We start from the raw sequence: 15,283 nt of genomic DNA on the forward strand, positions 1-15,283 counted from the left end.
TCATCGTAGAGGGGCATACCGAGGGGGACAAATCGATTAATCGGCCCAGGCCATCGGAAAAACCAATAGGCTCTTCCTGGGGGCAATGCACGTACGGGACAAGTCCCTTACGCACATAAGGCGTGATCCAAGCCAGCACCCTCCTCTTTGTCCTGATCGTGCCAGGTGTGATGAATCAAGGTCTTTAAGGCGTCAGACTGTGGATCAGCTAACACGTGCTCTGTCCTGCCTGATTCGACAAGCTGCCCAGCGTCCATGACCGCCAGCTGAGTACAAAACTGGCTCATCATCGCCAAATCATGACCAATAAAAACCAAAGACAAAGCACGTTTGCGCTGCAAGGTAATCAACAGACTCACGGCCTGTTTTTGCAAATGCGCATCCAAGGCCGAGACTGGCTCATCGCACACCAGAACATCAGGATTCAGCGCAAGAGCCCGCGCAAGCACCACGCGCTGGCGCTGGCCACCGGATAGATCAGCAGGCTTGCGGCGCAGCAACTCGGAAGAGAGCTCTACTTCAGCCATCAAACGCCGCACCTCAAGGCTGACATCCGTAGGGGGGTCACGCCGTAGCCGCACGGCTTCACTCAAGGTTTGCTGGATACTTAGCATAGGATTCAAACTGCTGGTGGCATCCTGGAAAACATACTGGCATTGCCGCGCAAAACGCAGGTTTTCAGCATCCGAAGACCAGCGTTGCTGAACGGGCATACCCAACACACTAATGTGGCCAGAGTCTGGCAGCAGCGAGCCTACGATCAACTTGGCCAAGGTGCTTTTACCTGACCCGGACTCACCCACTACTCCTAAACAGTCACCCCGCATCAACTCCAGGCTGACACGGTTCATTGCCAATGAAGCAGCACCCGAATAACGATACGACACCTGGTCCACCTTAAGAACAGAAGCGTGTTCTTGGGTACGACACAGCACCCCGGTCTCCAACTGCTTTTTATTGGCAGCCACCAAGGTCTGCGTATAGGGATGTTGCGGCGTATTAAGCACTTGATGGACGCTCCCCTGCTCCACACAATGACCATCGTGAAACACGGCCACATGATTGGCCATCTTTTCCACAATAAAAAGATCATGCGTCACAATCAGCAAGGCCATTTTTCGTCGGTGACATAAGCGCAACAACAAATCGGTCACCTGATTCTGCGTTGAGGCATCCAACGCCGTGGTGGGCTCATCGGCAATCAAGAGTCTAGGGTTGCTGGCCAAGGCCATTGCAATCATGATGCGTTGCTGCTGTCCTCCGCTCAGCTCATACGAATACGCATTCAAGATGCGCTCTTTATCTCGAATACCGACTTCATCGAGCAAGGCTAAAATTTGCTTTTTCTTCGCAGGAGACAGCCTGGCCTTCCCATCAAGCGTTTCCGCTAACTGGGCACTAATGCGCATCAAGGGATTTAACGCCGCCATGGGATCCTGAAAAATCACGCCTATCCCATTTTTGCGCAAGCCTTTCCACGAGGATGCCGGTATCGAAAGAACTTCCTGACGATCAAAAAAGACCTCACCCATCGTGAATAACTCTGGGGGCAGCAGGCCACTACATGCCATTGAAGTCAGTGACTTTCCACTGCCAGACTCCCCGACAATGGCCAGTATCTCCCCCTCTTGCAGCTTGAAGGTGACGCCTTTGACCAAGCGGTGTTTGTCCGAGCACACATGCAGGTTTTGCACGTCTAATAAATAAGCACCCATTACTGCTTCCTTAATCGGGGATCAACCCAGACACTGATGGAACGCGTAACCAGATTCATTAAAATAATCATCAGGGCCAACCACGTAATCCCTGCCTGTATCAAGGGGTAGTCACGGCCCTGTATGGCAGTGAACGTTAAGCCCCCTACTCCGTTCAGGCCAAAAATCACCTCCATCGTGAGCGTGCCACCTACCAGCCCCCCAAACACCACGCCAATCAAATTGAGCATGACTACCGAGGTATTGGGCAGAATATGACGCGCCACAATCACCCAGTTCCCCAAGCCTTTGGCTCGTGCCGTGCGCACATAGCCACAGCGGGTGATGCTCATTAACTCCTCATACAAAGGTTTAACAACCTGACCCGCCACATCCAAGCTCAAGATCAAGACAGGCATCAGAAGCTGGCCCTTGATGGGCAGCCACTGGAGCCAAATAGAAAACACCAAAACCGCCACAACACCAATACAAAATGAAGGCAAGGCAATGGACCAGACATTCAGCCCTTCAACCAACTGGCGCCACCGACTGTCTGGATAAGCACAGGCCAACAACGCAATGACGGCTCCTAACAACAAGCCACACACCAGGGCACTCAGGGCCAGCAGTAAAGTCAGTGGAACCGCTTGCAGCAACATATCTACAACAGGCGTGGAGTAACGCAGCGAGACGCCCCAATCCCCTTGCATCATTAAAGAGGCAAAACTGACAAACTGCGCCAAAACAGCTTGATCCAGGCCCAGCTCTTGACGAAGGGCCTCTTGCTGATCAGCAGACATATCGCCAGATACGGCATATAAGTCTGTTATGTCACCCGGTACGGCCCGTATCAAATAAAAGACAAAGAACGAAATAGAGAAAACACTGAACAGCAAATACGACAAAGACCTGACACTGGATCGAACATATCTATTCATCACGTGACCTTTGATTCTCATCCAACCCGAATTGCATCGTTCTATTAATACGCTGCCCCAAGATCGACAGGGCCAAGGTCGTCAAGGCTAGACAGGCAACCGGTAGCACCAGCCCCCAGGGAGCTTGCTCAGCATAATCAGACGACGTAGCAATAATTCGTCCCCATGTCGGCGTGTCCGGCGCTACCCCCAAACCCAGAAAACTCAACACCGACTCGGTTGTGATCGCACGAGGAATCACAATCACAATCTGCACTAACAAGGTACCAACGATATTGGGCACCAAGTGCTTGTAGATCACGTCAAAGCGCCCCCCACCCAATAAGCGCGCTGACACCATATAACCCGCTACCCGCTCCCGGTCGTAGGCGCCGGCCGTCACGTAAGCGAGCAAAGGTGCAAAAGTGATGCCGATGGCCATGATCACTGCGCTGGTGCCTGCCCCCACAGAGGTCATGATCACCAAACCCAACAGGATGGACGGCAGGGTTCGCAGCAAATCAAACACAGAGAAAATAGCCGCCCTAAACCAACCACCGATCACACAGGCTATTAAAGCGGTCACCGCACCGCATAGGAGTGCCGTCAACGTCGCTCCAAGCGCCACACTCAGCGTAATCCAGGCACCATGCGCCAAGCGCGCCAGAAGATCTCGGCCAAACAGGTCGGTGCCCAACCAATGGTTAATACTAGGGGCCTGGTTACGCAGTAAAAAGCTCTGGGCGTAGGGATCCTGAAAAGCCCCGAACTGGGCTGCCAGCCCCAATAAACCCAAAGCCAGCAGCACCATCCAAGGCCAGGAAAAACTTACTCTTTTGCCAGCCATACCCTAGCGACTCCGCCATCCACTCGGTTCTGGCTCCAGGTGTAACCGGTCTGGTAGCCCCTGACTTGGGGAGCCAGCGCGATTGCGTCGGCAGCATGCCCAATCGGTACGGTGTACTGCTTGTCCAGAACATGCTTCCAGGCTTGCAGATAAAGCTGACGTGCTTTTTCAGCCGACGACGACGCCACCGCTTTCTGGATCAGGGCATCCAATTGCGCGTCCTGAATACCGCCCCACAGCATAGGGCTGGGGCCATCACTGAGAAAGCGTGCATACCGCAAATACACATCTGCTCTCGGCCCCGAATGGAACGGGGCCAAATCCCATTGGTACTCACTTAATAACTTCTGGGCACCGATATCATCCAAGGCTTGGTGATCCACCTTGAAACCCAGCTGACGCACCATCTGGACAGCAACCTGCGCGTACTCGTTTTGCCAGGAAACGACTTTCAAGGTGTGTTCTTGAGGATTGACCCCAGCCTGCTCCAGCAACTCCTGAGCTTTGCGTAGATTAGGTAAGGCGGCCGTATCCGTTTGCTCCAACGCTGAGTCCCAGTAATACGTTCCCGGTTTCATCGCTTGATTGCTGATGACTGCCGCATCGCCAGCAATGAAGTTCATGTACGCCGTTTTATCAATCGCCGCCGCAATCGCTTCTCGAACCAAGGGTTCGCTCATCACCGCAGAAGGTTTGCGATTATTGAACGACAAAAAGTACCAAGCACTGTCCTTTAAGGTTTGAATCTCGAAATTGCTCTTGCGCAAGCCGGGCAGACGATCCGCGGCGACATAAGCCACCTGCAGATCACCGGCTCGCAACCCTAAGCTATTATCCTTATTGCCCTGAAGGTCAAACACCAAGGAGTCCAGGTAAGGTAAGCCCTCCTGCCAATACTGATCAAAACGTGGCGCGGAGAACTGCATGTTCGGCGTCCAGGCACCAAACATAAAGGGCCCAGTACCAATAGGCTTGCTGATCATCTCTGCCCAACCTTCTGACTCGGGCGCCACAATCCACAGTTCGGAAAGCAAGTTTAAAAACGGCGCGTAAGGCTCGCTCAGAACGATTTGCACTGTCCGCTCATCCGGTGCCTGCACGGAGGTAATCAAGTTCATCGCGCCACTGAGCCAGCCGCCTTTAACTTTCTCTTTAACGCGATCAATATTGGCCACAATATCGCTTGCTTGCAAAAGACGACCATTGTGAAAACGGACGCCTTGGCGCAGCGTAAAGCGATACGTTTTGCCATCCTCCGAGACCGTATAGTGTTCCGCCAGGAATGGCTTCACCTGGCCATCCTCGGCAATGCTGGTCAAGGTTTCCACAAAGACCTGCTGTACAGCGATCGATCCGGAGTGGCGATGCGGGTCCGCTGTATCCAGACCCAACAGAGCCAGATGCAACACCCCTCCCTTCTGAATCACTGGCTCAGTGGGATTGGCCACAGCCACACTGGTGCCACCCACCAGCAAGATACAGGAAACCAGATAATGCGTAAGTACACGAGAACCCATGACTCATCCTTAATTCAATGACTGAAATTTGCTGTTTTGACAATTTCTTGGAGAGGGTTGGCTGCCATCTGCTGCTCCCAAAGTCCAAGATGACAAAGAACGGTTGGCGCATAGTGACAAAGTGATGTCATTCGGGAACACACCTGCCCCTGATCAAAATCACTGCCTTGCACCACTAAAAATGGGCGGCTTTCATTCGTATTGCGCCCACCATGCTGGCCAAAACCCACATACGATTTGTTATCCAGAGGATCAACGGCATACCAGGCCATCCCACGCAGTCCAGCCTCATTCGTGCGGTCCGTTCCGGCTAAAGACACAGCCACCCGGCAGGTATCGGTATTGGGCATACCCCAAGCGAGCAGTTCGTCCCCCACGACCACCTCCCCTACCCAAGGCTGCGCTTGGAGCCACCCCAGTAATTGATCGCTGTGCGCATAATCGGCCGCATAGGCAATGACCGCCGCCGTACCATTAGGCGCGACAAGCAACTCCTGACTGCTCATAGCCTGCTTCAAGCCTGCCGTGACCAACTCTTGTGCAATGTCGACCTGAGCATGAATGGTTTCCATACCATGATCAGAACCCACCATGACAAGGACATCCTCGCCCCTGGCTCTTAACTGCTCGACCATCTCCAGCACACGAGCTACGTTGCGATCTGCCGCTTGAATGGCTCGACGATGAGTTGGACTTCCCAAAGGCACGCCATGCCCAGTGGCATCTGGCTCTGATAACCACAGCACGGCTAATAGCAGACTGTCATCGCTCAGAACATGCTGGCAAAAGCGGTCTGTCATTTGTTCATCTCCGGCCTGGCCCGACTCTATATCCAAAGCCTGTGAACCGTGCAGCGGTACCCCACCGGGGGCAAAGGAACCCGCACGGTGGAACACATAACCCTCCAAGTCTGGATCAAAAAAGTAAGCCGCCCCAGGTGACACATTGGAGTAGATAGCACTGCTGCCAAGGGGCCGGAGGTACTGCGCCAGGGTCGGGACACACAAATAATGACCACTGGCCTGGTACAGGGTTTGACGAAAGCTGGGGTCCCCCACAGAGTGAACCTTCAAGCCGTCTTCGTGATTCAAAACCATGGTGTTACCTAACAAACCATGATCTTTGGGCAACGCTCCTGTCGCAATGCATGCGGAACTGACCCGTGTGGTAGATGGAAACACCGCCTCCATCCCCGAGAACTGGCATCCCTGCTGCGCAAGCTTCTGAATACTGGGGGTTTCAGCCCCTTGGATCAGGTCACGTCTCAAGCTGTCACAAATGACCACAACACAGCGTTTTTTCATCATGCACCCACACTAGTACACAAAAATGACAGAGTTAATACAGGCTAAAGCGCGTAATTTAAGAGCACAAAAAACATGTCGTAATTGTGCAATCGTGACGTTTTGACCCACTCCAAACCCGCCTCACTCAACGGTGCTGAAATTAAAAAAGGCACTCGTTGCTCGGAATAGCCGCCATGCGTGCGAAGTGGCTGGTCTTGCACTGCAGACAAGTCATGCTCACTACGCTTGGAACCCAGTGCCCAGTCCTGAGCCGAGATCACCACCAGATCCGCTTCGCGGTCGACAGGCAGGTCCAGCCTTTGGGCTGCTTCGGTTTGTGTAAGTACTTCAAAAACGCCCACTTGAGTGCGCAGGAACTGCGCGGCTGCCCCAATATTTTCGGGATCTTTCAGGTAGACACGCACAAACGAGCCCAGGGCACCATGGTGGCGTACAAACGGGTCCGTAATAGGGCAGATAACCCGTGCGCTGCCAGTACCGAACTGCTGCTCAAGCGCATCCTGAACAAACAGCAGTTGCGCCTGCCCGGTAAAGCCCGTTTTATAGGACATGCCGTGATCGGCCACACACGCCACCACAGCCCCCAGATCCAGAAACTCGCCAATACGTTGATCAATGGCCTGTAGAAAGGCGTCTGACTCTGGCTGGCCAGGTGCGTACTTGTGCTGTACATAATCCGACAGCGACAAATACAGAACTTGGCTTTTTTTCTGCTTTAAAAGCTGTATACCCGCATCAAGGACATACAAGGACAGATCGGGCGAATACATATCAGGCTGGGCGCGACCAACCATTTCTTCTACCGTAGGAAAACCATACTGCTCCAGCGATGTCTGGGCTGCTTTCTCACTGGAAAAGCAAGGCCCTTCCAGGCCATGACCAATTAGCTTGGTCAATTTATCTTTGGCCGTCACCATCGCCGTAGGGACACCTGCTTTCGACAACAGGGCTAACAAGGTCTCTCCCTGCAGCATCCGAGCATCATTAACCATGATCTCTTCGCCCGTTTCCCGGTCCAGATAGTAATTGCCGGCTATCCCATGAACATTGGGCGGCACACCCGTCACGATAGAAGCGTTATTCGGGTTAGTGAACGAGGGCATGACGCAATCGGCAATGCTCGAGAATCCTGTTTTCACCATCGCCGTGATATGAGGGCAAATCCCTCTGCTCACCGCATTGTGGATATATTCAGGATCGCAACCGTCGATACAAATGAGGACGACGGGTCGGTCAGGCAAAGGATAATGACGGCCATGTAGTTCTATCGGGGGCATATGTGCTCACCTAGAAATTTAACGATGGCGTCATGCTAACGCACCATAAAATACCGTACATTCATATAAACTGACTTCTACGTGATTAAAACTCACGCTCCTGACATGCAATCGTCACTTCCCCTCAACGCCCTACGGGTATTCCTTGTTGCCTGCCGCCATCGTAGCTTTACGGCGGCAGCCCAAGAACTGTCTGTCACCCATGGGGCAGTCAGTCGACAAATGAAATTACTGGAGGATCGACTAGGGCAAGTCCTATTCGAGAAAGAAGGGTTGCGCATGGCTCCTACCCCGCATGCGCTGGCGTTTGCCGAAGAGATCGGGCATGCCTTTAGCCGAATCCACGAGGCCAGCCTGCACTATGGCCGAGGTTTGACCACACGCTTGTTGCGCGTGCATGCCCCGGCAACGTTTGCGATGAAATGGCTCATTCCGCGCCTGCCCGACTTCAATAAGCGGTACCCGGATGCGCGAATACAAGTGCAAACGGCCACGACACAGCAATTAGGGCTAGAAGGCGCCTTCGATTTAGCTATCCGCCGTGGTAAGCCGATTCAATCGAACTTTTCGGGCATCGCACTATTTGAAGAGCGCCATAGCCTGATCGCCTCACCTGAATTGCTGCAGCAAATACCGCTAAAGCGCCTGGAGGATATCCATCATCATGTTTGGATCTCTTCCGACACCCGCCCCAGGCATTGGGACGAATGGCTGACCAGCGCAGGAATGAATAACAAACCGTGGCGCTCGTTACGCTTTGATCACTTTTATGTTTCCTACAGCGCCATCCAGGACGGTTTAGGAATAGGAATAGGCCCGATCCCCACCCTGAATAAAGACATAGAAAAGGGCCGCATCGTCACGCCATTTCCCGACCTGCTAACCCCGGCGCAACAGTACTGGGCCATCACTCAGAACTCCACCCAAAAAACTCTCTTGCATAAACAGTTTGAGGACTGGCTACAGGAGCAAGTCATCGCTTAAAAAGCGGACCTTTTGATCTCTCCGCCCCAAGTGGATAACCCTCTTAAACGGCACACGATCACACCATATATCCAGCGATCAGGCCTGAGCCAGATCCGTCAGATGTTGGGCGAAGCCTGCCTCTGCCCCTGCTGCATTGGTATGGTCAAAATACTCGTACCAGCCGCTGGCCTTGATACCGGCCAGCAATGCCTGGCATGCCTGTTGATTTGGAAAGCGCCATACGCCCATAAAGCGGTGGTCGCTGGCGTGATCAATATCGCGTTCGGTCGCGGCCAGAGACAACACCTCAATACCCAGGCTGGAAAGACCACCCATGGCCTCCTGAAGGCTGGCCAGAAAGTGCTGTCGCTGCTCGGCAGGCAGTGCCTTCCACTTGGCATTAGGCGTGTACAGCTCGATCAGATAGTGAAACATGGGCGGTTTTCCTTGGGTTGAAGAAGCACACTCTGTGCTGAAAAATTCGATAGGTGGATTTGACGCCAGGGCCTACTGAGAGGCGACCTGCGACACTAGGGCTCGCGATTGCTCTGGTCGCCCCATACAGGCATTATTTAGTTAGATATCTAATCTTATAGTTCAGCACTAAATACCGCAAGCAGTCCATATACGTAAAAAAGCCCGAGCTCAGCATGCGGCCGAACTCGGGCTTGGAACCACCTTGTCAATCAGTCGTACAGCATGGCTGTCTGTGCCATCGCATTAGAACTGGATACGTACCATCCGTTCTTTCGTCCCTTTTTCCTTGCTATTGCCATCGTTCTTCACCGACACGTACAAGGCTTTTTCAGCGGGGATGTATTCCAGGCTGTTGGGGTGTGGGGCCAGCTCAATGGTTTGCAGCGGCTTGTAATTCGCCGTGTCGAAAACACTGACCGAACCCTTGCCTTCTTTCTCGCGCACCCCACCTCGGTTGGCGACAAACAGACGCTGGGATGCCGCATCAAAACGCAAACCAATTGGCACTTCACCAGTAGGCATCACGGCCAGGGTTTTGCCGTTAGAGGCATCCAGCACAAACACCTGGTGACCTGGGCTACGACGCTTGTACTCACGCTCCAGATGCAAGTTACGCGCATTATCACGGTCAATGCCCTGATCTACCCCGAAGAGGCGGTTTTGCTCGGGATCATAGGTCAGGTTCAACAGTTGGTCGGCCTGTGTTTCCCACACCTGGTCAATGTTCAGCGTCTGACTGTTCACCACCATGATCTGGCCCTGCATATTGGACACAAACAAACGATTATTGGCTGAGTCCAAGGTGATGCCCACCACGTTATAGCCAAAGCCGGGCAGCACTTTTTCCAGTTCCAAGGTCTGCGTGTTCACAACAAACAAAACGCTGTCAAAGCCCAATCCCAGCCCTGGTGCAAAAACACGGTGATTTTTTGTGTCCACCACCAATTCACGCATTTTGTATGGGTAGTCCTCGGTGACGTTAAAACGCTCCAGCATCTTTAACAAACCATCCTTGCGTGCCTGACCAAAATCCGCCGCCGCAATGGTTTCCTGGAAATTGATTTTTTCTTGTACGGCAATGCGCTTGATCAGCTCCTTGCGAGCGGTATCAACCACAGCAATACCGCCATTAAAACCCTGTGTCAGGTAGAGCCGGTCGGCAGCATCGTCCAACGCCACGCCAAAGCTTTTAACTTGCATCGGGATTTCTTGCTTGATCGCCAAGGTCGTGGGATCCAGCACCAAGGTGCGCGACAAGGTTTCGTCCTCCCAGTTTGGTGAGGACACGAACAAACTGGATTGCTTGGGGCTGTAGACAATTTCCAGCACCTCAGCGGCCGTGGGTTTTTGCATGATCTGTGCTTGAGTGACGGCTTGATAGGCGGCGGGAGCAGGTGTCTTGGCATGAACATAGCCCGTCGACAACCCCATTGCCAAGGCAAGGTAAACAGCACGAACAAGAGAGCGAGAAGTAAACAAGGTCATAGAATCAGCTCGAAATAAGATAGGAAAAAGGGATTACCACTGGTAATCAATGGACAGATGCACATTGCGCGGCGCACCGTAACGTGCCCGGAAGATCACGAAGTTGTCGTAGTAACGCTTGTCGAACAAATTGTTTACCGTGAGCTTGGCATTCCAGTGTTGGTTCACGCGGTAATTGGCATGCAGACCCACCAAGGCATAGCTGCTGTGGGTATCTTCCAGCACCTTGCCATTGCTGGCGGTATAAGGACGGCCAGCCGTCCACAGATCCCGCTTGCCAAACCAGTTCACAGTGGCACCGGCGCTCAAGCCTTGCAGCGCGCCAGAGAATTGGTACATGGTGCCCAGACGGAAGGTCTGGCTTGGGATATACGTGTTGATCCGCTCACCTTCACCGTTTTTAGTGCTGGCGTAGCTATAAGAAGCAAACACATTCCAGTTGTTGGTCAGCGCGCCGTTCAGCTCCACTTCAAAACCCTTGGTCTTGTTGCCTGCACCGGAGGACACATAGGGGCGGCTGCCATCGGGCAGCAGAAAGTCATCCGGCACCGAAGGGTCCAGCACGGCCAGGTTGTTTTGACGGGTCTCGAAAGCGGCCAGGGAGAATTGCAGCGCCTCGTCCATCAAGCTGCCTTTCAGACCGATTTCGCGGTTAACCCCGGTAATGGGGTCCAGGAAGTTCTCGTTGATATCCTTGTAGCTTTGCGGCTGAAACAGGCGGGTATAGCTGGCGTAGGCCGTCAGATTCGGGTTGATGTCATACGTCAGCCCAAAGTACGGCGTAATTTCATTGCGGTTGCGCAACTCGTTGGACACGCCAGTGAACTGGCCGGTTTTACCGTAGTTGTCACGGTAGGTTTTGTAGTCCGACAAACGCAGGCCCATGATCACATTCAGCGGATCAATAATGTTCAAACGCGTGCCGGCAAAGAAACCGTATTCACGTGTGTGTACCCGATTCCACTCCCCTGTACGGCTGACACTAGGCTCAGGCATATACCCATCCCAGTCGTAAATATTGGGAATGAACCAATTGCTGGTATCACTGATCTGCATGGTGTACGTGGTATCGCGCTTGCGAGTGCCGTTAAAACCAAACATCAGTTGGTGCTCACGCCCGAACATCTCGAAAGGGCCATTGGCCGACAGCTCCAGATTATCCTGATGCCGATAACCATTGGCGGCCAGGTTGGCGCGGATACCAATGCCGGATCCATCCGGATTCACCACCGGGTTCACTCCCCGCCCAAAGCCTGTAATCAAGGCATCGCCATCGTCACGTTGATGGCTGTAGCTGAGCTTGGCGTTCCATTTGTTCTCAAACTCGTGCTCGACCGAGAAGAAGGCGTTTTGGTGCTTCTTGTCCCAATAAGTCCAATCCGGCACCAGCGACATGGAGCGCGAAACGTCGATACGATCGCCCTCGCTGGTAAACAAAGGCACCCCCATATTGGCTTCACCACGCAATTTGGCGGTTTGGTAGTCGTAGCCTGCGGTCAACAAGGTTCGATCGGTCAGGTCAAACTCCAGCATGCCGGACAGCAAATCGTTCTTGTGATCCTGGCCATCCAGGAAGGAGTCCGCCTGCTTGCGCGAACCAATAACGCGCATACGTAAACGGCCGTCTGCAGTGAGCGGGCCAGTCACGTCTGCCGTCACGCGCTTGTCGTTCCAGGAACCATAGTGGGCGCTTAACTTGCCACCAAACTCTGCTTGGGGGCGTTTGCGAATCAAGTTGATCAAGGCGGAGGGTTCACCGGTAGGAGACAACAGGCCTGTCGCACCGCGCACGACTTCCACGCGGTCGTACAAGTCCATATCCAGAGCAATAGGGTTGAACGCACCACGCCCAGCCGCACGATAGCTACTTTGCACGCCATCCACCTGCACATTGCTGATGTCAAAGCCACGGGCCTGAAACTGAAACCCACCTCCCACCGCTGCAGTATTGGCCGTCACGCCGGTAGTGAAGTTCATCACATCGTCAAAGCTCGTCAGGCCGAAATCGTCCATTTGCTGGCGCGTCATCACACTGACCGATTGCGGTGTGTGCTGGGTGTCCATGTTCAAACGGGTGGCGGTGCTGCTGGTGCCATTTAGCGTGTACAGGCCGGTGTCCTCAGTCGCCCGATTCAGGGTGCCTTTGACACGCACAGGCTCCAGTTGAGTGGTTTCCGTAACAGGCCACAAGTTCACCGTATTGGCATCACGCGAATAGCGAATGCCCGTGCCTGCCAGCAAGGTATCCAAAGCCTGTGCCACACTGTAATTCCCTTTCAGGCCCGCGCTTTGCTTGCCTTCGGCCACGCTGCCTGCGCCGACCAGATAGACACCGCTTTCTTGCGAAAAACGCATCAAAACACGGCTCAGGGGGCCGGCTGGAATGTCATAACGCTGGGTCTTGTCTGCTGTCGGGCTGTTTTGCGTGGCCGCCTGGGCAGGCTGGGTACTCACGACAAAGGCGCTACCGGCCATCAACACAGACAGGGCCAAGGCCAGTGGACGCAAAGGAGCGCAATGCGATCCTGCCTCCTTGGGCAGGAAAAGGGGGTCGGAGCGACGATGCATAAGGAGACATCCTTCAAAAACACGGGTCAGTCACAATAAAAACGATGAACCTGAACGATGTTCTTGCGTTGATGTTCAGTACCGAGCGGGCACGGCGGCCCGCCTCCTGCTTCATTGGCCTCACGCCAATCAGGTCCTCTTACTGTCTAAAACCACCCAGTCTCCAAAACCCGGAACCTTCTTTTGCTGTTTTTTCAGGATTTTTTTGCCTGAAACCAGACAAGTATTTGAATTTAATCGGCTTTTATATTTTTAGTTTTTACAATGATGACTGCTGCAATGCCCTGTTCGATCAATCCAGAGCTTGCACACTAGTCCACCAGGGCATGGGCTGGTCGATACGAATCGGCAGTGCTGAAGCCAGCATTTTCAGCACACGGTCCGTGTCATGGATGGGGAAGCTGCCATAGACCTTCAGGTCAGCCACGGACTCGTCCACGCCCAGATAGCCTCTGCGATAGCGGCCCAACTCCTTGATCACACTACGCAAGGCGATGTTGTCAGCCACCAGCAGGCCTTGGGTCCAAGCCTCGCGCGCCTGCTCCGCGTCCATACTGTGCTCGATATGTCGTGAGCCGAAATGCACCTGCTTGCCCGCCTGCACCGTGGCGGTATTTTGACCGCTTGCCGTGGAAACCCGCACGGCCCCTTCGTAGACCGCCAGTTGTGTGCAATCTTTGTCCATACGCACATTGAATTGCGTGCCCAAGGCACGCATATTGCCCTGCGGAGTTTGGACGGTGAAAGGCCGTCCCCTGTCATCTTTGGCTGTCTGGATAAAGATCTCGCCTGAAACCAACACAATATGGCGAGCCTGTGCGGTGAACTTCACATCAATTGCCGAGGCTGTGTTCAGCCACAGCCGGGAGCCATCTGCCAGCACAAGCTGGTTCTGCTCGCCGGTTTGCGTAGCGTGGTCGGCAGCCAAGGCCAGAACGCTGGATGGCAACCAGGACTGACGCCAGCCCAGCCAGCTTACAACTCCCGCTCCGGCCAGCGCGGCCACACTGGTCAGAACGCGACGGCGCTGATGCAAGCGTTCATTGGCAGTGTGCAATTTCTCCACCACACGGCGCGAATCCGGCGCGCTGCGCACAGGCTCAAAACAACGACTGACCTCCGCCACATAACGCCAGGCGGTACTGTGCATCTCGTCCTGCTTGAGCCAGCTCTGCCAGGCAGAACGTTGCTCGGCACTGGCTTTGCCATCGCGCAGACAGGCATACCATTCAGCCGCTTGCATCAAAACAGTATGGGAAGGAGTGGGCGGCGAAGAAAAACTGGAACCGTGCTTCATACGACTTAGTATTGAGGTTCCTGGCGCAATTCGGCGACGGTCTGGCAGGCATGCAGGCTAATGCACGCAAGCATGGCCTGTGCCACATATTTGCGAACCATGCGGCCGGAAATGCCCATTTCTGCACCGACCTCATCGTCAGTCATCTCGCAAATAACGGCCAGGGTAAACGCCTTTGCGGCCTTGGGAGACAGGCTGCTGAGCATGGCACTGATCTCCTCCAGCGCCTGCAAAACCACGGCCTGGCGTTCCGCCGAAGGGTAAAATTGCTCGGGCGTCGTGGCCAGAATATCCAGCCAGGCCTGCTCAATTTCCTGACGCCGCCACAGGTTGATGCACAGATTTTGTGCGGTCTTGCGCAAGTAGGCACGTGCCTCGCCGGGACTGGCAAACTGCCAGCGGGAGCGGCTACTTAACAAACGTACAAACGTGTCCTGCGCCAAGTCAGCCGCCTGATCTGCCCCACCCAAACGGTGATGCAGCCAGCGCCGCAACCAGTTATGGTGGTCGCAGTACAGTGACTCGACCGACTCGGCCGAATACACGCCTGACAAGGGAAGAACTGAAGATGACACGAGGGTACTCCGCACTGACAGATAATGAGAATCGTTATCAATTATTATATGGTGCTATCTGTCCAGTTCGCTAGCAGTGTGTATTTGGGGCGACACATGGGCTATTTTGAGGGGCTCCGCTCGCTTCCCCAGATCTTCAAATACAAAGGTATTCAGCCTCCCTCTACTGGGCACAAACCTCACTATCGGGTATATCGCTATTAATAAAATTCCGGTTTTCTTCTTATTTATAAATAGAATTTTGTAACGGTTAACTTTTTCTGAATACTTCATGGCCCACCAAATTACGGGCTCCAACCGCTTAAAAATCAAAACCCACCGAAATCAATATCAATTCGGTGGGTTTTGATAAAACT

The 15,283-nt window shown here is 53.7% G+C and carries 12 protein-coding genes; 1 reads left to right on the plus strand and 11 read right to left on the minus strand.

The annotated features are described in order from the left end of the window. Window positions 1-107: 107 nt before the first annotated feature. Genes ACDI13_RS09270 through phnA form a run of 6 tightly spaced genes read right to left on the minus strand, consistent with a single transcriptional unit; the run spans window position 108 to window position 7,559 of the window. Window positions 108-1,715, minus strand: coding sequence for an ABC transporter ATP-binding protein (locus tag ACDI13_RS09270; protein WP_316989827.1), 1,608 nt, complete (start codon window positions 1,713-1,715; stop codon window positions 108-110). Beyond that, window positions 1,715-2,653, minus strand: a complete 939-nt coding sequence (locus ACDI13_RS09275; protein ID WP_316989828.1) for an ABC transporter permease — start codon at window positions 2,651-2,653, stop codon at window positions 1,715-1,717. The genes ACDI13_RS09270 and ACDI13_RS09275 overlap by 1 nt, the downstream gene beginning before the upstream one ends. Next, window positions 2,625-3,458 (minus strand): ABC transporter permease, encoded by an 834-nt coding sequence (locus ACDI13_RS09280; protein ID WP_316989829.1) that lies wholly within the window; start codon window positions 3,456-3,458, stop codon window positions 2,625-2,627. The genes ACDI13_RS09275 and ACDI13_RS09280 overlap by 29 nt, the downstream gene beginning before the upstream one ends. Next, window positions 3,440-4,975, minus strand: a complete 1,536-nt coding sequence (locus ACDI13_RS09285) for an ABC transporter substrate-binding protein (RefSeq protein WP_316989830.1) — start codon at window positions 4,973-4,975, stop codon at window positions 3,440-3,442. Before ACDI13_RS09285 ends, ACDI13_RS09280 begins: the two co-directional genes overlap by 19 nt. Before the next feature lie 14 nt (window positions 4,976-4,989). Further along, the gene (locus ACDI13_RS09290) at window positions 4,990-6,282 is read right to left on the minus strand and encodes an alkaline phosphatase family protein (protein WP_316989831.1); all 1,293 of its coding nucleotides are present in this window, start codon (window positions 6,280-6,282) and stop codon (window positions 4,990-4,992) included. 41 nt (window positions 6,283-6,323) lie between these two features. Then, window positions 6,324-7,559: a phosphonoacetate hydrolase gene (gene phnA / locus ACDI13_RS09295; RefSeq protein WP_316989832.1), complete on the minus strand. Its 1,236-nt coding sequence runs from the start codon at window positions 7,557-7,559 to the stop codon at window positions 6,324-6,326. A gap of 105 nt (window positions 7,560-7,664) precedes the next feature. On the opposite strand from phnA, the gene ACDI13_RS09300 reads away from it, so the two are divergent. Further along, entirely contained in the window at window positions 7,665-8,543 is an 879-nt protein-coding gene (locus ACDI13_RS09300) for a LysR substrate-binding domain-containing protein (protein WP_316989833.1), read from the plus strand. Window positions 8,544-8,621: 78 nt separating this feature from the next. Here ACDI13_RS09300 and ACDI13_RS09305 read toward each other — a convergent pair whose 3' ends face one another. The 5 genes from ACDI13_RS09305 to ACDI13_RS09325 form a co-directional block, all read right to left on the minus strand. Beyond that, window positions 8,622-8,960 (minus strand): DUF6616 family protein, encoded by a 339-nt coding sequence (locus ACDI13_RS09305; protein WP_316989834.1) that lies wholly within the window; start codon window positions 8,958-8,960, stop codon window positions 8,622-8,624. 285 nt (window positions 8,961-9,245) lie between these two features. Beyond that, window positions 9,246-10,487 (minus strand): hypothetical protein, encoded by a 1,242-nt coding sequence (locus ACDI13_RS09310; protein WP_316989835.1) that lies wholly within the window; start codon window positions 10,485-10,487, stop codon window positions 9,246-9,248. A gap of 33 nt (window positions 10,488-10,520) precedes the next feature. After that, on the minus strand, window positions 10,521-13,055 hold the full coding sequence (locus ACDI13_RS09315) for a TonB-dependent siderophore receptor (RefSeq protein ID WP_316989836.1): 2,535 nt from the start codon (window positions 13,053-13,055) through the stop codon (window positions 10,521-10,523). 292 nt (window positions 13,056-13,347) lie between these two features. Continuing rightward, window positions 13,348-14,352 (minus strand): FecR domain-containing protein, encoded by a 1,005-nt coding sequence (locus ACDI13_RS09320; RefSeq protein ID WP_316989837.1) that lies wholly within the window; start codon window positions 14,350-14,352, stop codon window positions 13,348-13,350. A 5-nt stretch (window positions 14,353-14,357) separates the two neighbouring features. Then, window positions 14,358-14,927, minus strand: a complete 570-nt coding sequence (locus ACDI13_RS09325; protein WP_316989838.1) for a sigma-70 family RNA polymerase sigma factor — start codon at window positions 14,925-14,927, stop codon at window positions 14,358-14,360. Between the last annotated feature and the right edge of the window lie 356 nt (window positions 14,928-15,283).

This window comes from Alcaligenes faecalis (genome assembly GCF_041521385.1).
Classification (GTDB): Bacteria; Pseudomonadota; Gammaproteobacteria; order Burkholderiales; family Burkholderiaceae_B; genus Alcaligenes; species Alcaligenes faecalis_E.